The sequence below is a fragment of the Roseateles toxinivorans genome, from assembly GCF_004362525.1.
GTDB lineage: Bacteria > Pseudomonadota > Gammaproteobacteria > Burkholderiales > Burkholderiaceae_C > Paucibacter > Paucibacter toxinivorans.
In genome coordinates this window covers 1,147,963-1,169,771 of record NZ_SNXS01000002.1, presented here as the reverse complement: position 1 = coordinate 1,169,771, position 21,809 = coordinate 1,147,963, and the positions used below count along the sequence as shown (strand labels likewise).

Annotated in this window: 16 protein-coding genes and 1 riboswitch; of the genes, 6 read left to right on the top strand and 10 right to left on the bottom strand. The window is 67.4% G+C overall.

The window, feature by feature from the left end; all coding sequences use genetic code 11:
- Nucleotides 1-7: 7 nt before the first annotated feature.
- The 5 genes from ntrB to DES47_RS29265 all read right to left on the bottom strand — a co-directional run bounded on the left by ntrB (nt 8) and on the right by DES47_RS29265 (nt 5,304).
- A complete protein-coding gene (gene ntrB / locus DES47_RS11045) occupies nt 8-901 on the bottom strand; it encodes a nitrate ABC transporter permease (RefSeq protein WP_133700695.1) in 894 nt (297 codons plus the stop codon).
- A gap of 9 nt (nt 902-910) precedes the next feature.
- Nucleotides 911-2,158, bottom strand: coding sequence for a CmpA/NrtA family ABC transporter substrate-binding protein (locus tag DES47_RS11040; protein WP_133700694.1), 1,248 nt, complete (start codon nt 2,156-2,158; stop codon nt 911-913).
- Nucleotides 2,159-2,426: 268 nt separating this feature from the next.
- A complete protein-coding gene (locus DES47_RS11035; protein ID WP_133700693.1) occupies nt 2,427-3,035 on the bottom strand; it encodes an ANTAR domain-containing response regulator in 609 nt (202 codons plus the stop codon).
- A 45-nt stretch (nt 3,036-3,080) separates the two neighbouring features.
- On the bottom strand, nt 3,081-3,497 hold the full coding sequence (locus DES47_RS11030; protein WP_133700692.1) for a hypothetical protein: 417 nt from the start codon (nt 3,495-3,497) through the stop codon (nt 3,081-3,083).
- Nucleotides 3,498-3,594: 97 nt separating this feature from the next.
- Entirely contained in the window at nt 3,595-5,304 is a 1,710-nt protein-coding gene (locus tag DES47_RS29265) for a PEP-CTERM sorting domain-containing protein (RefSeq protein ID WP_243748252.1), read from the bottom strand.
- Between the two features lie 346 nt (nt 5,305-5,650).
- On the opposite strand from DES47_RS29265, the gene icmF reads away from it, so the two are divergent.
- The gene (gene icmF, locus DES47_RS11020) at nt 5,651-8,950 is read left to right on the top strand and encodes a fused isobutyryl-CoA mutase/GTPase IcmF (RefSeq protein WP_133700691.1); all 3,300 of its coding nucleotides are present in this window, start codon (nt 5,651-5,653) and stop codon (nt 8,948-8,950) included.
- 95 nt (nt 8,951-9,045) lie between these two features.
- The gene (gene sugE / locus DES47_RS11015; RefSeq protein ID WP_133700690.1) at nt 9,046-9,360 is read left to right on the top strand and encodes a quaternary ammonium compound efflux SMR transporter SugE; all 315 of its coding nucleotides are present in this window, start codon (nt 9,046-9,048) and stop codon (nt 9,358-9,360) included.
- Between the two features lie 13 nt (nt 9,361-9,373).
- On the opposite strand, the gene DES47_RS11010 is transcribed toward sugE, so the two are convergent.
- From DES47_RS11010 to DES47_RS10995, 4 genes are read right to left on the bottom strand one after another with little or no spacing between them, the layout of a single operon-like run.
- On the bottom strand, nt 9,374-12,949 hold the full coding sequence (locus tag DES47_RS11010) for a response regulator (protein WP_133700689.1): 3,576 nt from the start codon (nt 12,947-12,949) through the stop codon (nt 9,374-9,376).
- A 10-nt stretch (nt 12,950-12,959) separates the two neighbouring features.
- Nucleotides 12,960-13,898 (bottom strand): sigma-70 family RNA polymerase sigma factor, encoded by a 939-nt coding sequence (locus DES47_RS11005; protein WP_133700688.1) that lies wholly within the window; start codon nt 13,896-13,898, stop codon nt 12,960-12,962.
- Between the two features lie 47 nt (nt 13,899-13,945).
- Nucleotides 13,946-16,639, bottom strand: a complete 2,694-nt coding sequence (locus tag DES47_RS11000; protein ID WP_133700687.1) for a PAS domain-containing protein — start codon at nt 16,637-16,639, stop codon at nt 13,946-13,948.
- Nucleotides 16,640-16,695: 56 nt separating this feature from the next.
- Nucleotides 16,696-17,886, bottom strand: coding sequence for a GGDEF domain-containing protein (locus DES47_RS10995; RefSeq protein ID WP_166651957.1), 1,191 nt, complete (start codon nt 17,884-17,886; stop codon nt 16,696-16,698).
- A 108-nt stretch (nt 17,887-17,994) separates the two neighbouring features.
- On the opposite strand from DES47_RS10995, the gene DES47_RS10990 reads away from it, so the two are divergent.
- Together DES47_RS10990 and DES47_RS10985 are read left to right on the top strand one after the other, a co-directional pair.
- Nucleotides 17,995-18,846, top strand: coding sequence for a 3-hydroxybutyryl-CoA dehydrogenase (locus tag DES47_RS10990; RefSeq protein ID WP_133700685.1), 852 nt, complete (start codon nt 17,995-17,997; stop codon nt 18,844-18,846).
- A 32-nt stretch (nt 18,847-18,878) separates the two neighbouring features.
- Nucleotides 18,879-19,034: riboswitch (yybP-ykoY riboswitch) on the top strand.
- Between the two features lie 55 nt (nt 19,035-19,089).
- Nucleotides 19,090-19,662 carry a TMEM165/GDT1 family protein gene (locus DES47_RS10985; protein WP_133700684.1) on the top strand — a complete coding sequence of 191 codons (573 nt, stop codon included), beginning with the start codon at nt 19,090-19,092 and terminating at the stop codon, nt 19,660-19,662.
- 3 nt (nt 19,663-19,665) lie between these two features.
- On the opposite strand, the gene DES47_RS10980 is transcribed toward DES47_RS10985, so the two are convergent.
- Nucleotides 19,666-20,373, bottom strand: coding sequence for an ArsR/SmtB family transcription factor (locus DES47_RS10980; protein WP_133700683.1), 708 nt, complete (start codon nt 20,371-20,373; stop codon nt 19,666-19,668).
- 52 nt (nt 20,374-20,425) lie between these two features.
- Here DES47_RS10980 and DES47_RS10975 point away from each other — a divergent pair, with 52 nt between their 5' ends.
- The gene (locus tag DES47_RS10975; RefSeq protein ID WP_133700682.1) at nt 20,426-21,463 is read left to right on the top strand and encodes a cytochrome P450 family protein; all 1,038 of its coding nucleotides are present in this window, start codon (nt 20,426-20,428) and stop codon (nt 21,461-21,463) included.
- Nucleotides 21,460-21,804, top strand: a complete 345-nt coding sequence (locus tag DES47_RS10970) for an antibiotic biosynthesis monooxygenase family protein (RefSeq protein ID WP_133700681.1) — start codon at nt 21,460-21,462, stop codon at nt 21,802-21,804. Before DES47_RS10975 ends, DES47_RS10970 begins: the two co-directional genes overlap by 4 nt.
- Nucleotides 21,805-21,809: the final 5 nt, after the last annotated feature.

The window sequence follows — 21,809 nt, the reverse complement described above, 5'->3', positions numbered from 1 at the left end:
CATGTCCTTAGTCGTCGAATGAGAAGCGCCTGGCCACGGCCATCAGCAGCTGTTCGAGCGCGAGGCCCACGATGCCGATCACGAAGATGGCGATGATGATGTGCTGGACATTGAGGTTGTTCCACTCGTCCCAGACCCAGAAACCGATGCCCACGCCACCAGTCAGCATCTCGGCCGCGACGATCACCAGCCAGGCCGTGCCCACCGACAGGCGCACACCGGTCAGCATGTAGGGCAGCACCGCAGGGAACAGGATGCGCGTCATCACCTTCCACTCGCTGAGGTTCAGCACCCGGGCCACGTTCAGATAGTCCTGCGGCACGCGCTGCACGCCGACGGCGGTGTTGACCACCATCGGCCAGATCGAGCAGATGAAGATGGTCCAGATCGCCGCCGGGTTGGCGCTCTTGAACACCAGCAGACCAATCGGCAGCCAGGCCAGCGGCGAGACGGGTTTGAGCAGGCTGATCAGCGGCGACAGCATGCGGTTCAGAAAGTCGAAGCGGCCGATCATGAAGCCCAGCGGTATGCCCACCAGCGCCGCCAGGCCGAAGCCCAGGGCCACCCGCTGCAGCGAGAACAGGATGTTCCAGCCTATGCCCTGGTCATTGGGCCCCTTGCTGTAGAACGGGTCTGCGAACAGCTTGACCGCCGCCTCGAAGGTGGCGGCCGGCGTCGGGAAGGCACCGCCCTTCATCGTCAAGAGCGCCCAGATGCCCACCATCAGGGCCAGGCCCAGCACTGGCGGAATGATCTGCAGCCACAGGCCGCGCCAGTCGAAGGGGGGGCGCGGTGCTCGTGGTTCGACAGGCTTGGCAGCAACGACAACAGCTGCGGCCTTGGCGGCCGCGGCGGCCTCCAGGGCGGCTTCACGGGGGGAATGAAAGACGGCGCTGACCATGGCTAGCTCCTAGGCTTTGACCTTGAACGAATCGGCGTACTTGGCCGGCTCCTTGCCGTCCCAGACCACGCCGTCCATGAACTTGGACGAGCGCAGTGCGTCCTTGGGCACGCTGACCTTGAGCTGGGCGGCGGCCTCCTTGTACAGGTCAATCTGGTTGATCTGCTTGGCCACGGCCAGGTAGTCGGGGTGCTCCTTGAGCAGGCCCCAGCGCTTGTGCTGGGTCAGGAACCACATGCCGTCGCTGAGGTAGGGGAAGGTGGCCTGCCCGTCGTTGAAAAACTTCATGTGGTTGGGGTCGTCCCAGGTCTTGCCCAGGCCGTTCTGGTAGCGGCCCAGGATGCGCTGGTTGATCGCATCGACGCTGGTATTGACATAGGCCTTGTCGGCAATCGTCTCGGCCATCTTCAGCTTGTTCTGCAGGCCGGCGTCGATCCAGCGGCCGGCCTCCATCACGGCCATGATCACGGCCCGCGCGGTATTGGGGTACTTCTTGACGAAGTCGCCGGTCGTGCCCAGCACCTTCTCGGGGTGATCTTTCCAGATGTCCTGGGTGGTGGTGGCGGTGATGCCGATGCCGTCCATGATGGCGCGGTGGTTCCAGGGCTCGCCGACGCAGAAACCATCCATATTGCCGACGCGCATATTGGCCACCATCTGCGGCGGGGGCACGGTGATGACCTTGGCATCCTTCATCGGGTTGATGCCGTTGGCCGCCATCCAGTAGTACAGCCACATCGCGTGGGTGCCGGTGGGGAAGGTCTGAGCGAAGGTGTATTCGCGCTTCTCGGTGGCCATCAGCTTGGCCAGCGAGGCGCCATCGACGGCGCCCTTGTCCGCCAGCTTTTTCGAGAGCGTGATCGCCTGGCCGTTGTTGTTCAGTGTCATCAGCACGGCCATGTCTTTCTTGGCGCCGCTGACGCCCAGGTGCACGCCATAGATCAGGCCATAGAGCACATGGGCCATGTCCAGCTCGCCGTTGACCAGCTTGTCGCGCACGCCGGCCCAGGAGGCCTCCTTGGTCGGGATGATCTTGATGCCGTACTTCTTGTCGAAGCCCAGCGCGGCGGCCATCACCACCGAGGCGCAATCGGTCAGCGGGATGAAGCCGATGCGCACCTCCTCCTTCTCGGGCTTGTCCGAGCCGGCGGCCCAGGCGCCAGCCGAGGTTGCCATACCCACGGCCGCGGCCGCACCGCCGACCACCAACTTGCGTCGCTCTTCGCTCATGAGCCCCTCCTTGAGTACCTTGGTCATCACATCCTCCGAGACAGAAAAAGACAGCCAGAAATGCAAAAAGGCGCCACGGGCAGCCGCATCTCGAACGAAAACCGAGAAGCACTGACCGGACGCCTTTGTCCAGAACTTGAAATCAGGGGCCTGCGCCGTTGCAGACCTTGTCACTCACGTTGCAGGATGCGTGCCAGGGTTGTTGCGGCGGTTTGAGCCACCATTCGCACCGTTTGATGGCGGCGGGATGCTGCTGGCGCGCCGATTTGGTGCGCCGCAACATGAAACCATGCATTCAGATCGAGCGCAGCAGGTCCTGGGCATCGATGATGCGTTGCGCCACATCGGCCAGGGTCACGCCACGGTCCATCGCCAGCTTGCGCATGCGCTGATAGGCAGCATCCTCATCCAGGCCGCTTTCCATCATCAGCACTCCCTTGGCCCGCTCTATGGTCTTGCGCGCGGCCAGCTGGGCCTGGGCCTTGCCGAGTTGCTGGCGCAGGGCCAGATCCTGCTCGAAACGGGCAATCGCCACCTGCAGCACCGGGGCCAGGCGCTCGGCCGTCAGCCCGGCCACCACATAGGCGCTGACGCCGGCCTTCAGCGCGCGGCGCATCGGGTCGTCGCTGGCATCCTCGGAGAACACCACCACCGGGCGCGGCATCTGGGCCGACAGGGTGGCCAGATTCTCAAGCGTGTCCCGCGTTGGTGACTCGCTGTCCACGATCACCACATCGGGCTTCAGGCGCAAAACGCAGTCGTGTATCAGGGTCGCCTGGGCGATCACGCCGACAACCTCGCAGCCCTGGCGCGCCAGCTGATCGCTGATGTGCTGGACGCGATGCGCCCCGTCGTCGATCAGCAGGACGCGCAGGCCGGAGGTCAGGGTGTTGAAGGTGCTCATGGGCTCAGGTCAGCGACGCAAGAAGCGCGCCACCCGGCCCGACACTTACAGACAGCGCACGAGCTTGATGCGAGCGTCCTTGCGCAGATTGAAGACCTCGGGCGCGGCCCCGCCCTCGGGGCTGATGGTCAGGCGCAGGGTCCCCTCCTTCAGCTCGCCGGCATAGCGGGCCTTGCCCGGCGTCACCGGAGCGTCCGCCTGCTGGGCGCCCGGCCGCTGCTGATCGAATGTGCCCATGGCCACAAAGCCGCCGGAGGCGTCCGCCAGCACCGGGCCGGGAAAGCTGCCGCTGGCGCACTCCATCTCGACCCGCCCGCCGCCCGGGCTTATCACCAGTTGCAATCGATCACCGGCCCATCGGCCCTCGATGGGCCCGGCATGGGCCCCTGCAGATGCCAACTCGGCAACCATCGCGACTCCCCCCAGCAAAGCGCGTCCCAGAACAGTCTTCAGGCGGATCATGCAAGCCTCCTTGTGGCCAGTTTGCGTCGGCCCAAAAGAGAAGGCGCGAGCAGAGGATACCCCTGCCCGCGCCATAGTCGGCTGGCCGGCCGGATGATCAGGCGAGCGAAGCTTCCGCTGCCAAACGGCGACGGCGCTTGGCCATCAGACCCATCGCACCCAGACCGAAGAACATCATGCCGTAGGTCGAGGGCTCGGGCACAGCCACGACGCTGGCGTCGATGACGGCAATCCAGGTGCCCCAGCGCGATCCGCCGGTGCCACCCGGGTGACCGCCCGCGGCATTGTTGTACTCGCGGGCGAACTCGCCGATCAGATAGAACTGGTGCGGATCGGTCGGGTCAACCGAGACCTGACTGTAGTCGCCCCAGCGCTGGCGGCCTGCATTGACCTGTCCGAACAGGCTGCCGTTGTGATAGTCGTCGGTCAGGCTTTCCTTCAGCAGCAGTTCGCCGCTGCGTGCGACCAGGTTGCCGCTGACACCGGTGGCAAAGGACTGGCCCATGAAGCTGATCTTGCCGGTGGCGGCATCGAGCCCCGAGCGGTTGTAGCCGATCACGACCTCGCCAAAGCTGTTGACGGCAATCGAGCCCTGGTAGTAGTCGTAGCCGGCCTGGCCGATATCGCCTTCCGACAGGACGGCCAGCGTGGTTGCGTCCAGCACGGTGTAGCGCACGCGGGCCTCGTCGAGGCCGTCGCCGTCCGGGTTCACCGTGTTGACCATATAGATGCGCCCATTGGCCTCATAGACGCTGCTGCTGATGCGCTCATCCAGAGCATCGACAATGCGCTGATTCTGCGGAATGGCCACCGAGGGCTGGCGGGCCGCGCCAGGGGTGGTGAAAGCCGCCTGGCCCAGATAGCTCACGGCCGTTGCGCTGGAGCCGGTGGCCGACGATGAGGTCAGGCCATTCACCCGAAAGCCCAGGCCGTCGTAAATGAATGCCGACGTAGCGATCACCGTGCCCGTGCTGCCGGCACTGGAGCTGTTGACACCCTGCTGGGCAAAGCCGCGATCCTGATCGCCGACTGCGCCGTTATAGGGCGTGACGATCTGGGCCATATTGGTGGTGGTCGGCGCGACCCCATTGAACAGGCTGTCCAGCGGAATGACGTTCATCGTCGTGCCGCGGAAGCTGTTGGTGCCGCCATTGGTCTTGGGTGCGAAATTATTGGTGCCGATATAGACCGCATTGGTGTCCATCGCCAGGGTCGGGTAGTCGGCCGTGGCACCAAAGCCGAAGCCGGCATAGCCCTCGAACTTGGTCGACTTCCAGCCGCCCAGCGCATCGGAGGTGTCCGAGACGGCGATCTGCAGGTCCTTGGCATTGCCGCCGAAGGCCACCACCACCCAGCGATTGGCCGCGGCGTTGTACATCACGCGGGAGTCGCCGTTGGTGCCAGTCTGGCCGGCCGTGGCCCAGAAGGCCACATCGGACACCAGCGAGGTGCGGTTGCCGGTCGTCTTGTCGAACACCGCATAAGCGCCGTTGGTCGTCTCCATGTACTGCGTCGCACCGACCGCGCCTATGGTGTCCGGCGGAACGAAGTTGCGCCCGAAGCTGGCGCCGTCGTACTGGCTGATGCCCTCGAAGCCGCGTACATAGGGGCTGGCGAGATTGAAGACCGGCGCCGACTTGCCATTGGTGTCCAGCGACAGATCGCCCTCGATGGTGATCATCTTCGGCTTCTTGAACTCGAAGTAGGACTTGATCGTTTGCGCCTGCGCCTGCGACGCCATCAGCGCCAGCACGGCCGCCGCGACGATGGCCAGGCCGCCCGCGGACCGGGAGTGAATGTGCTTCATGACTGGAAACCCCTCGATGATTTGTAAAGACCACAGCCCCGGCATTCGTCGCTGTCCGCGCTCGATGCAGTGAGCGACGGCGACCTTGACGCTTCTTGCGGGCTGACGCAAAACGCCACAGACAAATGACTGCGGATTGATCTCGCCGCATGTCGATTTGTGAACAATTTCACCTTAACGCAAATCAAGCCGGGCACCGCCCCCCAATTCGAGGGGCCGAGCCCGCCAAAACACCTGGGACTTTCCCTGCCCCTAATTGACGTTTACGTTAACGTCAACCACACACTAGAATCGCGGCAGCATTGCTGCTAGAACCGGGTGCTGGCCACCCACGCTGGAGACGCTCATGACCGATCTGTCCGCCGAATTCAAGGCGCTGGCGAACTACCGCCCGACCCACAAGGTGCGTTTCGTCACCGCCGCCAGCCTGTTCGACGGGCATGACGCCGCCATCAACATCATGCGGCGCATCCTCCAGGGCATGGGGGCCGAGGTCATACACCTGGGCCACAACCGCTCGGTCGACGAGGTGGTTACGGCCGCGCTGCAGGAAGACGCCCAGGGCATCGCCATCAGCTCCTACCAGGGCGGCCATGTCGAATACTTCAAATACATGGTCGACCTGCTGAAGAGCCGCGGCGGCGAGCACATTCAGGTCTTCGGCGGTGGCGGCGGCGTGATCGTGCCCAGCGAGATCAAGGAGCTGCAAAGCTATGGCGTGACCCGCATCTACAGCCCCGAGGACGGCCAGCGCATGGGCCTGGCCGGCATGATCGGCGAGATGGTGATGCGCTCGGATCTGGACCTGAGCGGCTATGCGCCCAAGAGCATCGAAGCCATCCAGGGCCACAGCGAGGCCAACTGGCGCGCCCTGGCCCAGCTGATCACCCTGCTGGAAAACGGCAAGGCTTCGGAGGAACTGAAGGCCCAGCTGCACGACGGCGCCAAGGACATCAAGGTGCCGGTTCTCGGCATCACCGGCACCGGCGGCGCCGGCAAGTCCAGCCTGACCGACGAGCTGATACGCCGCCTGCGCCTGGATCAGGACGACGCGCTGCGCGTGGCCGTGATCTCGATCGACCCGTCCCGGCGCAAGAGCGGTGGCGCGCTGCTGGGCGACCGCATCCGCATGAATGCCATCAACCCCTGGAGCAAGGGTCAACGCGTGTTCATACGCTCGCTCGCCACCCGCGACTTCGGCAGCGAGATCAGCCCGGCCCTGCCCGAGGTGGTGGCCGCGGCCAAGCTGGCCGGCTTCGATCTGGTGATCGTCGAGACCTCGGGCATAGGCCAGGGCGACGCCGCCATCGTGCCGCATGTCGATGTGCCGATGTATGTGATGACGCCCGAGTTCGGCGCCGCCAGCCAGCTCGAGAAGATCGACATGCTGGACTTCGCCGAGTTCGTGGCCATCAACAAGTTCGACCGCAAGGGCGCACAGGACGCGCTGCGCGATGTGGCCAAGCAGGTGCAGCGCAACAAGGAAGCCTGGACGATCAAGCCCGACCAGATGCCCGTGTTCGGCACCATGGCCAGCCGCTTCAATGACGATGGCGTGACCGCGCTGTACCAGGCGCTGAAGCCTCGCCTGGCCGAGCTGGGCCTGCAGCTGGCCGAAGGCCCGGGCCGCCTGCCGCTGGTCGATACCCGCCACAGCACCCACCAGGTGCCCATCGTGCCGGGCGCCCGCGTGCGCTATCTGGCCGACATCGCCGACACCGTGCGCGGCTACAAGAAGCGCGCCGTGGCCCAGGCGCGGCTGGCCCGCGAGATCCAGCAGCTGCGCGAGACGGGCCGCATGCTGCGCCTGGACAACCCCGACAAGACCAATGCGGTAACCGCCGTGCTGGACCTGGCCCAGGCCCGCGACAACCAGCTCGACGCCGGCGCCCGCAAGCTGCTGGCGATGTGGCCCGAGATGCAAAAGGCCTATGCCGGCGACGAATACGTGGTGAAGATCCGCGACAAGGAGATCCGCACCGCGCTAACCACGCAGAGCTTGAGCGGCACCAAGATCCGCAAGGTCGCCCTGCCCGGCTATGAAGACCACGGCGAGATCCTGAAGTGGCTGCTGCTCGACAACGTGCCCGGCAGCTTCCCCTACACCGCCGGCACCTTTGCCTTCAAGCGCGAGGGCGAGGACCCGACGCGCATGTTCGCCGGCGAGGGCGATGCCTTCCGCACGAATCGCCGCTTCAAGCTGCTGAGCTCGGGCATGGCGGCCAAGCGCCTGTCCACCGCCTTCGACTCGGTCACGCTCTACGGCAACGACCCGGCCGTGCGGCCCGACATCTATGGCAAGGTCGGCAATTCCGGTGTGTCGATCGCGACGCTCGACGACATGAAGGTGCTCTACGGCGGCTTCGATCTGTGCCATCCGGCGACCAGCGTCAGCATGACCATCAACGGCCCGGCGCCGTCGATACTGGCCATGTTCATGAACACGGCCATCGATCAGCAGATGGACAAGTTCAGGTGCGACAACGGCCGCGAGCCGACCGACGACGAGGCGCAGAAGATCAAGGCCTGGGTCAAGGAGAATGTGCGCGGCACCGTGCAGGCCGACATCCTGAAAGAGGACCAGGGCCAGAACACCTGCATCTTCTCGACCGAGTTCTCGCTGAAGGTGATGGGCGATATCGCCGAGTACTTCGTGCACAACAAGGTGCGCAACTTCTACTCGGTGTCGATCAGCGGTTATCACATCGCCGAGGCCGGGGCCAACCCGGTCAGCCAGCTGGCCTTCACGCTCAGCAATGGCTTCACCTTCGTCGAAGCGTACCTGGCGCGCGGCATGCACATCGATGACTTCGCGCCCAACCTGAGCTTCTTCTTCAGCAATGGCATGGACCCCGAGTACACGGTGCTGGGGCGCGTGGCCCGCCGCATCTGGGCCGTCGCCATGCGCGACCGTTACGGCGCCAATGAGCGCAGCCAGAAGCTGAAGTACCACGTGCAGACCTCGGGCCGCAGTCTGCACGCGCAGGAGATCCAGTTCAACGACATACGCACCACCCTGCAGGCCTTGATCGCGATCTACGACAACTGCAACAGCCTGCACACCAATGCGTTTGATGAAGCGATCACCACGCCGACCGAAGACAGCGTACGCCGCGCGATGGCGATCCAGCTGATCATCAACCGCGAGTGGGGCCTGGCGAAGAACGAGAACCCGAACCAGGGTGCATTCATCATCGAGGAGCTGACCGAGCTGGTCGAGGAAGCGGTGCTGCAGGAGTTCGAGAAGATCGCCGAGCGCGGCGGCGTGCTGGGCGCGATGGAGACCGGCTACCAGCGCAGCAAGATCCAGGAAGAGAGCATGCACTACGAGATGCTCAAGCACACCGGCGAGTACCCCATCATCGGCGTCAACACCTTCCGCAACCCCCATGGCGACCTGACCCCGGACACCCTGGAACTGGCCCGCTCGACCGATGAGGAAAAGCAGAACCAGCTCAAGCGCCTGGACGAGTTCCATGCCATCCATGCCGCCAAGGCCCCGGCCATGCTGAACAAGCTGCAGCAGGCCGTGATCAACAACGGCAATGTGTTCGAGGTGCTGATGGAGGCCGTGCGGGTGTGCTCGCTGGGTCAGATCACCAGCGCGCTGTTCGAGGTGGGTGGGCAGTACCGGCGCAGCATGTGAGCCCCTGCTGGCCATGGGTGGTTGGCTGACAACAGTTGGCCGGCCGCGCCAAGTTGTCTAGGCTCCGGGCCTACACAACTTCAGCAGAGCCTCCCATGCCCTGGACCTACCTCACCCTTGCCGGCCTGTTCGAGATCGGCTGGGCCATCGGCCTCAAGTACACCGAGGGCTTCACCCGCCCGCTGCCGACCACGCTGACGATAGCCGCGATGCTGGCCAGCATCGGCCTGCTGGGCCTGGCGATGAAGACGCTGCCGGTCGGCACGGCCTATGCGGTGTGGACGGGCATAGGCACCGTCGGCACGGTGATACTGGGCGTGATACTGCTGGGTGATCCGCTCAGCGCGCCGCGCATCGTCTGCCTGAGCCTGATCGTATTGGGCATCGCCGGGCTGAAGTGGCTGGCGTGACCGGGTCACAGGGTCAGCTCTTGCGCCGCAGCTCGCGCAACAGCTCCAGCGCCTGCGCATAGTCGTAGTCGCGCAGCTGGCGGGCCAGCTCTCGGGCGGCATCGCCGTACAGTCGGTGCAGGCCGGGCATCAGCTCGCGATGCAGGGCCACGGCCTCGAAGTCGCCCGCAGCAAGTCTTGCTTCGAGACGGTCCAGTTGGGCCGGCTCGGGGTCGACGGCGGCGGGCACGCCCGCGTCGCCGACGCTGGCCTGTATCACCGCCAACTGCGCGGCCAGCTCGGTCTGCAGCTGGGCGGCGGCCTGGTTCAGCAAGTGCACCGGGGTGGGCACGTTGAGCATCGCCTCCAGCGCCGCGGCCAGGGCCTGCACCCGGGTGGCGCCAATGGCGGCGCTGGCGCCTTTCAGAGAATGGGCCAGGCGTCTGGCCTCGGGCAAGGCACCGCGGTACAGATGCACGTCCAGATCGGGCAGGCCGTCTCGATACAGCAGCACGAACTGCCGCAGCACGCGCTGCAGGCTTTCCGCCCGGCCGCCAAACTGTTGCAGCGCCCGTGTCCAGTCCAGGCCCGGAATGCGCTGCAGCCCGGCCAACGACTCCGCATCGTCCCCTGCCGGGTCTTCGACGCCGGGCAGCCAATGGTGCACCGCGCGCTCCAGCAGCGCGGCATTGACGGGCTTGGCAATATGGTCGTTCATGCCGGCGGCCAGGCAGGCGGCGCGGTCCTCGGCATAGGCATTGGCCGTCATGGCCACAATTGGCGTGGCCTGGTAGCCAGGCAGCCGGCGTATCGCCCGCGTGGCGGTAAGGCCGTCCATATGCGGCATCTGCAGGTCCATCAATATCAGGTCATAGCGCGTGGCACCGGCCAGGCGCACTGCCTCCACGCCATCGCTGGCCAGATCGGCCTGCAAGCCCATGCCGCGCAGAAACGCCTGCGCCACCTCGCGACTGACCGGGTTGTCCTCGACCAGCAGAATGCGCGCGTCGGCCATCGATCCCGGGGGTGCAACCGCGGGGGCATATTGCGCCTGCATCGCCGGGGCGGGCGACGCCAGCAGCAGCCCGTTCAGCGCCGCGCCAAGGCTGCGGCGAGTGACGGGCTTGACCAACCGGGCGCTGACGCCGGCCACCGGCTCCGGCGTCGCAGCCTCGCTGCTGCTCAGCAGCAGCACCGGCGGCGCACCGGGCCGCTCGCCCAGCCTCGCCACCCAGGCCACGCCGCGCTCCAGCATCACCCGCTCGTCCAGCACCACCAGGGCGGCCTGGCCCGGCGGCGGCGGCTCGGCCTCGGCATCCACCCACTCCGCCTGTGCGCCCAGCTCGTCCAGCATGGACTGCAGTGCCTCGGCGAGCTCCGGCCGCCTGGCCAGCACCTGCACGGTGCGGCCATCGAGGTGCAGGCGCGGCGCCGGTGACGCCTCCGATGGCGCCATGGCCACCCCCAGGCGCGCCGTCAGCCAGAAGCTGCTGCCCTGGCCCAAGGTGCTCTCGGCACCGGCCTCGCCGCCCATCAGGAAGGCCAGGCGACGGGTGATCGCCAAACCCAGGCCGGTGCCACCGAAGCGGCGCGTGGTCGAACTGTCGGCCTGCTCGAAGGCATTGAACAGCAGGGGCAGGTGTTGCGCGGCGATGCCGATGCCGGTATCGCGCACGGTGAAGCGCAGCAGCCGGCTGCCGGCGTCCTGCTCCCGCAACTCGACGCGCAGCAGCACCAGGCCCCGCTCGGTGAACTTGACGGCGTTGCTGAGCAGATTGAGCAGCGCCTGCAGCAATCGCGTCGGGTCGCCATGCAACTGCGCGGGCAGGCCCCGGGCATCGATCACCAGCTCAAGGTCCTTGGCGCGGGCGCGCTCGGCCACCAGGCCGCAGGCCCGGGCCAGCAAGGCATCAAGCTCGAAATCGGTCTGCTCCAGCTGCAGCTTGCCCGACTCGATCTTGGACAGGTCGAGGATGTCGTTGATGACCTGGGTCAGATGCTGGGCGGCGTCGGCCACCTTGTCCAGCCGCTCCTGCTGCTGCGGTGACGGGCTGTCACGACGCAGCAGCTCGGTCAGGCCGACGATGGCATTCATCGGCGTGCGAATCTCGTGGCTCATGTTCGCGAGGAAGGCGCTCTTGGCCCGGTTGGCCGTCTCGGCGTCCACGCGCGCGGCCTCAAGCTCGCCCGTTCGTTCCTGCACCAACTCCTCCAGGTGGTCCCGGTGGAGCTGCAGTTCCTGCTCGATCTGCTTGCGCTCGGTGATGTCGCGCGAGATGCCGTACAGGCCGATGACCTCGCCCTGGGCGTCCAGCAGCGGCCCCTTGGTGGCGAGGTAAAGCATCGTGCCCCGCGAGGTCGGCAGCGCCTCCTCGAAGGTCTGGGTGCGCCGGCCCTGCATCACCAGCAGGTCGTTGGCGCGCAGCTGGGCCGCATGGTGGGCCGGGAACAGCGCCGCGTCGTCATGATCCAGCACCTGCTCGCGCGTGCGGCCCATCACAGCCAGCGCAGCCGGATTGCACAGCAGGTAGCGGCCTTGCAGATCCTTGGCAAAAATGATGTCGGTCGAGCCGTCGGCCACACGCTCCAGCAATGCCAGGGCGTCCAGTCGCTGGGCCTGGCGCCCCTGCTCCTGGCGAGCCTGTTCGAGCGCCTGACGGTCCCGCCAGCGCCATGCCGCCGCGCCCGCAGCCACCAGGGCCAGCAGGCCGGCAGCGACGATCACCAGCATGTCGCGTTGCGCGTCGGCATAGATCTCGGCCTGGTCCACCTTGGTCATCAGATACCAGTCCGAGCCTTCGATGGGCCGCACCACGCCCAGCACCGGCACCCCTTGAAAGTCCAGCGCCTGATGGGCCACCCCGATGGCCCAGTCGCCGCGTATCACCAGGCCAGCCAGCAGCTCGGGCGCGGCCAGGGGCACCGGCCGCCCGCGCATGCCCAGCAGTTGCTCGCCCTCGCGCCGCACCAGCAGCGAGGTGCCGCTGCCGCTGGATCCGGGCCAGGCCTTGAGCGTGGGGGTCAGGAAGTCATCCAGCGCCACCTGCAACACCACCACCGCCTGCGCGCCGGCGCCGGTCAGCCGCAGCGGCGCCACCATGTCGAGGGCCGCCTCGCCACCGGCCTGGGGCTCGAACAGCCCATCCTGGGCCACATGTCCACTGTCCAGCGCCAGGCGTACCGCGGCGGCCAGCGAGGGCGAGACCATACGCATCTGCGGCGCACCGAGCACCGGCTCGGCCCGGGCATTGAACAGGGTCACGCTGCGGTCGCTGTTGCTGCGGCAAATCTCCGTCAGGCGCTCAAGCAGACGCTGGCCGGCCGCCGCGTCGCCGCCCTGCCAGCGCTGGTAGAGCTCGGCCAGAAAGCTGCTGCTGGCGATGAATTCGCCATGGCCGAGACGGTCGCGCAGCCAGCGCGCGATCTGGGCCGCCTGCAACTGGGCCACGGCCTCGACCCGGGTCGCCATGCGCTCGCGCTGCTGCTCATAGCGCAGGGCCACCAGGCCGGCGGTAATGGCCGCGATCAGCAGGCCGGCCAGGCCCAGCGCCACCCAAGGGCCCGGCCGCGCGTTCGGCCGGTTGGCTGAGGCGCTGGCGGACTCAGCCATGGCGGTGCAGCTAGTTCGCCGAGGCCGTGTGCCCGCCGCCCGGGCCGCCGCGGCGGCGTACCAGCGGCTTGGTCAGCACATCTTCCATCAGCTTGCCCCATGGCCCCTGATCGGGTGCCAGCTGCAGCTCCTGTTCGCGCCGTGCCACCAGATCGGCAAAACCTGGCCCCGACTTGCTGGTGGCCAAGCGATCAACGCCCCGGTTCTGGACCTGCTCGCCATTGCCGAAGTGGTCGGCAATGCGGCCCAGCAGGCGACTGTAGACCTGGGACACCCGTGAGGGGCTGACCTTCAGCGAGGCCGCCAGTTCGGTGGGCGTCAGGCCCACGCCCATATAGGAGTCGATGATCAGCCGCTCGCGCTCGGGCAGCTGGGCAAAAAAACTCTCCAGGCGACGCATCACGATGGCAGTGTCGACCCGGGCCTCGACCTCGTCCTGAGGGGTGGCGGGGTGGAAGCGCTCGGGCGAGATGCCGTCCGAGGCATCGTCGTCATCCTCGGCGCTGCTGCTGCGGGTGCGGCCCTGCTCGTCGGCCTGTTCCAGCTCGGCGATCTCGGCGATGCTCATGCCGCAGACTTCGCTGAGCTCGGCCAGGCCGGCGTCACTGCCATGGGTGGAGCGCCAGCGCTCCTGGGCGATCTGTATGACCTTGACCTTGCGCCGCTGGGCGCGGCCGAGGTGGTCCATCTGGCGCAGCTCATCGAGCATGGCGCCCTTGACGCGCATGCGGGCATAGCGCACGAAAGCCTCCTTGGCCTCCTCGGTCTCGCGGTCGCCCTCCCACTCGAAGCCCATCGCCGCCTGGGCCACGGCAATCAAGCCGACCTGTATCAGATCGGCCTTCTCGACATTCGCCGGCAGGTGGCGCACCAGGGCCGAAGCCTGTTTGCGCACCCAGGACTCATTCCTGGCTATCAGCGCGGAGGGCACACCTTGCATCGAGATCATGGTTCATTCTAGGCCCGTGTAAGCCCCGGTAACACGGGCTCTAACCCTCAGGCAAGGGGGGCCATGCGCACGATCTCGGCCGCGAGCTGCTCGATCGAGAAGGGTTTGCTGAGATAGGCGTCGAAGCCGCTGGCCAGAAAGCGCTCGCGGTCGCCCTGCATGGCATGGGCGGTCATGGCGATGACACGGGCCGGTGGCAGGCCTTGCGCAGCCTCCAGCGCGCGTCGGCGCGCCAGCACCTCGACGCCATCGAGCCGCGGCATCTGGATGTCCATCAACACCAGGTCGAAGCGCCGGTGCTGCAGCAGCTGCCAGGCCTGCGCCCCGTCCTCAGCCAGGGTCAGGCTGCCACCCAGGCGCTCCAGCACCGCCTGCACCACCAGGCGATTGACAAGATTGTCCTCGGCCAGCAGCACCGTCATGCCCCGCAGCAGGCCTTCATCGGCACGGCCCGGCCCAGGCATCGGAGGGCCGGCCGAGCCCTCGTCGGTGTGACCCTGCAAGGCCCGCAGCAGATCCAGCGGCAGCACCGGCAGGGCCAGGCGTTGCAGGCGCCCCATGCCCGGCGCGGCCGCATTCAGACCCAGGTCCAGCCGCTGCAAGACCAGCAGACGGCGCAGCGGCAGGAGCGCCTGCCAGCCGCGCAGCAGCGACTGCACCGCCTCGGGCAGGGTCGAGACCGATGCGCAGTCAAGCACCAGGGTGTCGAAGTCTTCCAGTGCCGCCGCCGTGTGTACCGGTCCACCGCCCTCAGCCTCGGCCTCGATCCGCTGCACCCGGGCACCGAAGCCACGCAGCAGCTGAGGTAGAAAGTCCGAGCCGGGCCGCCGCAGCGCCAGCCAGGCGATGCGCCGGCCCGCCAGCGGCTGGGCGGGTGCACCAGGCTCGCCCGGATCGCCCGGCAGGGCCAGCGCGAACTCGAAGCTGCTGCCCTGGCCATCCACGCTGTCCAGCCGCAGCCGCCCACCCATCAGTTCGACCAGTCGCTGGCTGATGGTCAGGCCCAGGCCGGTGCCTCCATAGCGCCGCGTGGTCGAGTCATCGCCCTGGGCAAAGGCCTCGAACACCCGTTGACGGCGGTCCGGCGCAATGCCGGGGCCGGTATCGCGAACGATGAATCCGGTGGTCCACTGCGGGCCGGGCATCACCGTCAGCAAGACGTGCCCCTGTTCGGTGAACTTGCAGGCATTGCCCAGCAGATTGGCCAGGACCTGGCGCAGCCGCACCGGGTCGCCCAGGACCCAGCGCGGCAGCTCGGGTGAGAGCTGCAGTTCGAAGTCCAGTCCCTTGGCATGGGCCGTGCTCGCGGCGGACTGGCTGAGCTCGCGCAGCAAGGCATGCAGATCGAAGCGCAGGCGCTCGATGCCCATGGCACCCGCGTCGATCTTGGACAGATCCAGCACCTCGTTGACGATGGCCAGCAGCGCATCGGCCGAGGTCCGCGCCACCTGAAGGTACTCGCGCTGGCGTGGCTGCAAGGGCGAGGCCAGCACCAGGTCGGTCATGCCCATCATGCCGTTGATCGGGGTGCGGATTTCGTGGCTGATATTGGCCAGAAAGCGGCTCTTGGCCTCGCTGGCCTGCTCGGCGCGCCGCAGCGCGTCGCGCAGGGCCGACTCGGCCAGGCGCATGGCGGTGATGTCGGTGGCCACGCACAGCACCTGCAGCCTGCCATCTGCCAGGCGCAGCGGGCGCTTGATCGACCAGACCACCCGCTCCACGCCGCCCACCACCATATGGTCTTCCTGCTCGTGGGTGGCGCCGGTTTCCAGCACCCGGCGATCGGCCTCCACCCAGCGCTGCACCTCGGCGTGGTTGGGGTGCACCTCAAAGGGCGTGCGGCCCAACATCTCGGCCTCGCTGAGGCCGCAGATCTCGCAGTAGACGCGGTTCACCAGCACATAGCGCTGGTCCGGGTCCTTGACGGACACCATGCTGGGCGAGGTGTCGGTCACCGCCCGCAACAGCTCCATGCTGCGCTGGGCCTGCTGCTCGGCGCGGCGCAGATCGGTGACCTCGACCGTGGTCGTCAATATCAGCGGCGTGGCAAAGCCCGGCAGCTCGACCAGGGACTTGGACACGCGCTGGAAGCGCTCCTCATCAAGGCCGAAGGCCTGGCGGGTTTCGAAATCGGCGCTGACCGGTCCACCGGTGGCCAGCACCTGGGCGTCCAGCCCCGCCATCTGCTGCTGCACCAGCGTGGAGACGGCCGCCATCGTGCGCCCCTCCAGCTGCTGCGGCGTCTGGCCGACGCGCTGGGCGGTGTAGCGGTTGACCAGCTTCAGCTCACCTGCGGCCGTCTTCAGCGACAGGCCGAAGGGCAGTTGGTCGATCAGGCTGCGCCAGGCCCCGGGCGCGTGCGCCTCACTCAGCGACAGGGTATCGGGCAGCTGGCCGGCGTCGGCCACGCAGCGCAGCAGCAGGCGCTCGCCCTCGGCCCCGCTGAGCGCGAGCCGGGTGACACGCCAGCGGCGGCTCGCTGCGGCGTCGAACTCGTCGCGCACATCGGCCGGGCCGTCGGTGAGCAGGCCGGCCTCGATCAGACTCTGCGCAAGCCAGGTGGCCTCAGGCAGCAAATCCTGCTCGGCGCGGCCCAGCAACTCGGCGGCGGTTGCGCCCAGTGCCTCGGCCGCAGCCCGGTTCAGCCACAGCAGCCGCCCCTGCTCGGTTTTAAGCGTCAGGCGCAGCGGCAGGGCATCCAGCAATGTCTGCAGCAGCGTAGGAGGCAGGGCCGGTGTCATGCGGCATTTTCGGCCCTCGCCTGGCCGCCGAGGCGGCCAAAAGTCACACTTGGACCTCAGGCCTGTGCCGTCTCGAACAGGCCCGAGCCCACCGCCTCGCTGGGCTCGACGCGATTGCGCCCCAGGGCCTTGGCCCGGTACAGCGCCCGGTCGGCTTCGCGGTAGAGCTGCTCGCCGCTGACCCCGGGGCCTGCAGGTGCCACGGCCACGCCGGCCGACACCGTGACCGGCACCAGCTGCCCATCGGCATTGGACACCTGCATCTTCTCGATCGCCCGGCGCACAGCCTCCGCCACATGCTCGGCTCCGGCCGCCCCTGTGTTGGGCAGGACCAGGCCGAACTCCTCGCCGCCGAGACGGCCGACCACATCGCCGGCGCGCAGGCGCAGCTTCACCGTCGCGACGAAGGCGCGCAGCACGGCGTCCCCGGTGCTGTGGCCGTGCAGGTCGTTGATGCGCTTGAAGTGGTCGAGGTCCAGGGCCACAAAGGCCAGCGGCTGACCTTCGCGCCGGCAGCGCGCGAGGGCATGGGCCAGCATGGTGTCGGTGGTGGCGCGATTCATGGACCCGGTCAGACCATCGACCGTGGCCAGCACCTCCATGCGCTGCGCGAGCCGCTCGAAGCTGGCCAGCACAAAGCCGAAACCTGCGCCCAGCAGGCACAGGAAGGCAATCAGAAAGGTCAGCCCCTGACTCAGGCTGGAGTGGGTCAGGCTGGCATAGACATGCGGGCTGACGAGGCCATGCACGCCGCGAAACATCAGGACCAGTGCGGCCAGGGCCAAGGTCACGCCGACCGTGCGCAGCGAGCGCTCCGCTCGCCGGCCATGCACCCAGATCACATGCACACCTGGCAGCAAGGCAAGGCCCAGCATGGCAGAAATCACCGGCGAGCGCTGGCTCAGCGGCTGGAACATGACCGCCAGCAGCATCACCATGCCGCCGCCCAGAATCCCCCAGACCCAGCGCGGCGCCGGTTTGTCCAGCAAGAAGCGGTACAGCGCCTCAGTGTGCAGGCACATGCCCAGCAGTATCAGGCTATTGCCACCCAGCACCGACACCGGCATCGGCACCCACACACGCGCCGTCAGCATCAGGAAGCCGCCCAGCAGGGCCCAGGAGCCCAGGGTCCAGCTGCGCAGTTCCTGGTCGTGGCGACGCCCGCCTAGCGCCACGGCCAACACGATGGACAACAGCAAATACCCCAGCAGCAGGGTCAACATCAGGGTCGGGATGTCCAGGCTCATCGGTGCGGTCACTCTCCTTTGAGGCGCTATTGTCGGCGGGATTGGTGACAGCAGTCCCCGCATGGCAGCTACAGTGCGCACTTGATTTCAAGCAGCAAGGAGTTCAGCATGAGCACAATTCAAACCGTGGGCATCATCGGTGCCGGCACCATGGGCAACGGCATCGCGCAGGCCTGCGCGGCGCGCGGCATCCAGGTGGTGATGGTCGACATCAACGAGGCCGCCGTGCAGCGCGGCCTGGCCACCGTGGCCGGCAGCCTGGACCGGTTGATCAAGAAGGAAAAGATCTCCGCCGCCGACAAGGACGCCGCCCTGGCCCTGATCACCACCAGCACCGACTATGCGGCGCTGACTGGCGCCCAGCTGGTGATCGAGGCGGCGACCGAGAACGAGGCGCTAAAGGTGAAGATCCTGCAGCAGCTCGACGCGCTGCTGGCGCCCGAGGTGATAGTCGCCACCAACACCTCGTCGATCTCCATCACCAAGCTGGCCGCAGCCACCCAGCGCGCCGACCGTTTCATCGGCATGCACTTCTTCAACCCGGTGCCGATGATGGCCCTGGTGGAGATCATCCGCGGCCTGCAGACCAGCGACGCCACGCACGACGCGGTCAAGGCGCTGTCGGAGCGCCTCGGCAAGTCGCCGATCACGGTCAAGAACGCGCCCGGGTTCGTCGTCAACCGCATCCTGGTGCCCATGATCAACGAAGCCTTCTTCGTGCTGGCCGAGGGCCTGGCCACGCCGGAAGACATAGACGCCGGCATGAAGCTGGGCTGCAACCAGCCCATCGGTCCGCTGGCCCTGGCCGACATGATTGGCCTGGACGTCTGCCTGGCGGTGATGGAGGTCTATGTCAACGAGTTCGCCGACTCCAAGTACCGCCCGGCGCCGCTGCTCAAGGAAATGGTCGCCGCCGGCTGGCTGGGCCGCAAGAGCGGCCGCGGCGTGTACCGCTACTGATTGGGGGGCCGATGGGGACTGTTAAACTACCCCCAGCACTCGTCATTGGGGAGTAGCCGCTCTGCATTGGCAGAGGCCCGCGTCAACACACTTGATCCGCTCCGGATCATGGCGCGGGCAGCACCTGAGCCGTGTCCATGGGATGCGGCCTGAGGCCTGGCAAGACCTTTGACCTCACTGCCTCCGGTTGGGCCGGGGAAGCGGTGTGGTCATTGGTATTCGCATCCGGCCCTGGAGAACTCAATGGAAGCCTTCCTGATATCCACCGGCGTGGTGGCCCTGGGCGAGATGGGGGACAAGACCCAGCTGCTGGCCCTGCTGCTGGCTGCGCGCTTTCGCAAGCCCATCCCCATCATTCTGGGCATCCTGGTCGCCACGCTGGTCAATCATGCGCTTGCCGGCCTGGTCGGCGACTGGATTGCCAAGGCCCTGGGCCCGGACTGGCTGCGCTGGGTGATAGGACTGTCCTTCCTGGCCATGGCCGGCTGGATGCTGATCCCCGACAAGCTGGACGACGAGGCCGAGGGCAGCAATCACAAGTTCGGCGTGTTCGGCACCACGGTGCTGGCTTTCTTCCTGGCCGAGATGGGCGACAAGACGCAGATCGCCACCGTGGCGCTGGCCGCCCGCTACACCGATCTGCTGGCCGTCGTCGGCGGCAGCACCCTGGGCATGATGCTGGCCAATGTGCCGGTGGTGCTGCTGGGTGATGGGCTGGCCAAGCGCATCTCGATGCCCATCGTGCACGGCGTGGCGGCGCTGATTTTTGCGGTGCTGGGGGTGTTGACGCTGTTCAACGTCGGGCGGCTGTTCTAGCGACTACTGCAGGCTCCTGGCCTCGACGTCCAGCAGCTCCGCCAGCCGGGCCTGGCCCTTGCGCGTCAGGCGCAGGCCGCGGCTGTCGAGCTCGGGCTGCAACCACTCCTGTTCGCACAGGCGCTGCAACCAGGCGGCACCCAGCGCCCCGCCCAGATGCGGCTTGCGCTCGCTCCAGTCCAGGCAGGCGCAGGCAAAGCGGCGGCGTTTGGCTCGCGCCGCGACCACATCGACACCCAGCGCCTGCAGGGCCTGCTCGCCGGCCGGGCTCAGCGCGTAGGCACCGGCCTCGGCCGCGCCATCGTCGGGGGCCAGCCAGGCCCGGGCCTGCGCATGCTCGTGCAGGAGCACGCCCAGTCGCCCGGCCAGATGGTCGTAGCAGCGCCGGGCCAGGCGCAGTGGTTGCGGCGTGCTGGGCTGGAAGCGCGGCGCGCTGACGCCGGCCAGCACCAGCAGCGCCTCCAGCGCCCTTGCCACCTCGGGGCTGGCGAGCTTGAAATAGCGGTGCTTGCCCTGGGCCAGCACCTCCACCAGATGCTGCTGCTTGAGCCTGGCCAGATGGCTGCTGGCCGTGGAGGCGCCGACTTCGCCCACCGCCGCCAGCTCGGTGGCGGTGCGGGCATGGCCATCCATCAGGCAGCACAGCATGCGGGCCCGGGCCGGGTCGGCAATGGCGCCGGCCACCAGCGAGAGTTGCAGATCTGCATTCATGCTTCGATGCTAGGCGAAGCGTACCAGCGATGGCAAGTCAATACTGACCCGCATGAACTCCTCCACCATGCCGCAGCAGTTGCAGACCGGCCTGCAGTTCGATGCCGAGTGCCAGCACTGGATCGCCGCCCATCCCGACACGGTGCAGGCCGTGCTGCACCACTGCGGCCTGCGCGTGCGCCCCGCCGCCGAGTCAATACCCAAGGCCCTGGTCGGTGGGCCGGCCGGGGCAATGTTCGGCCGCTGGCTGCGCATGAGCGATGGCGCGGCACACCAGGCCGGCAAACCGGCGCTGCAGGCGGCGCTGCAGCGCTGGAGCTATGAACACCAGATCGAGTGGCGGGCACTGGTGCAGAGCACCGCCGCACGCCGGCTCATTCATGGTTGGGCCGACTGGATGTGGGTCACGCCCGCCTCCAGCATGGCGCAGATGCTGGGCATTGCGGCCGAGCAGGCGGACGCGCTGACCCCGCTGCTGCGCGCACTGGCCAAGGGCTTTGCGCCGGCCGCAGATGAGGCGGCGGCCCAGGCGGCACATCAAGCGGCGCAGGCCCTGCAGGCCTTGATCGCGGCCGCCGCGCCCAGCAGCCTGCTGCGCGCCATCCAGGCCGAGGGCTGGGACAATGCTTCAGACGTGCAGGCCAATCTGGCCGGCCTGATCTGGCAGAGCTTCGAGGCCACGGCCGCCCTCTTGGGCAATGGCCTGGTGGCGCTTGCCCGCGATGCCGAACTCGCCGGCCGGATGCGCGAGCGCGATGCCGACTGGGCGGCCCTGCTGAAGCGCGTCTGCCGCCGCGATGCGCCAATCCGGCACACCCGCCGCTTTGCGCCGCAGGCGATCGAAGTGGCAGGCACGTTGTTGCCGGCCGGTGCCTGCATCATCGTGAGGCTGTCCGGCGCCGGCACCTCGACCTTCGGCCATGGCCCCCACGCCTGCCCCGGGCAAGATCTGGCCCTGCTGATCGCAAAATCGGCGCTGCAGCAGGCCCTGCACAGCGGCATGCCCTGGCCCGCCGTCGATGATCTGCGCTATGAACCCGCCGCCAATCTGCACGCGCCCATCTTCGTTCACCACAAGGTACCGACATGATTGCCATCATCTTTGAAGTGGAACCCCATGCCGGGCAGTACCAGCATTACCTGGACCTTGCCGCCGAGCTGCGCCCACTGCTGGAGCAGGTCGACGGCTTCATCAGCATCGAGCGCTTCCAGAGCCTGAGCAGGCCGGGCAAGCTGCTGTCGCTGTCCTTCTTCCGCGACGACGCTGCCGTGCAGGCCTGGCGCAATCTGGAGGCGCACCGCGCCACCCAGGCGCTGGGCCGGGCCCAGGTGTTCGCCGACTACCGGCTGCGCGTGGCCGAGGTGCAGCGAGACTACGGCCTGCACGATCGTGCGCAAGCGCCGCAGGACAGCCGCACCCGGCACTGCTGAGAACA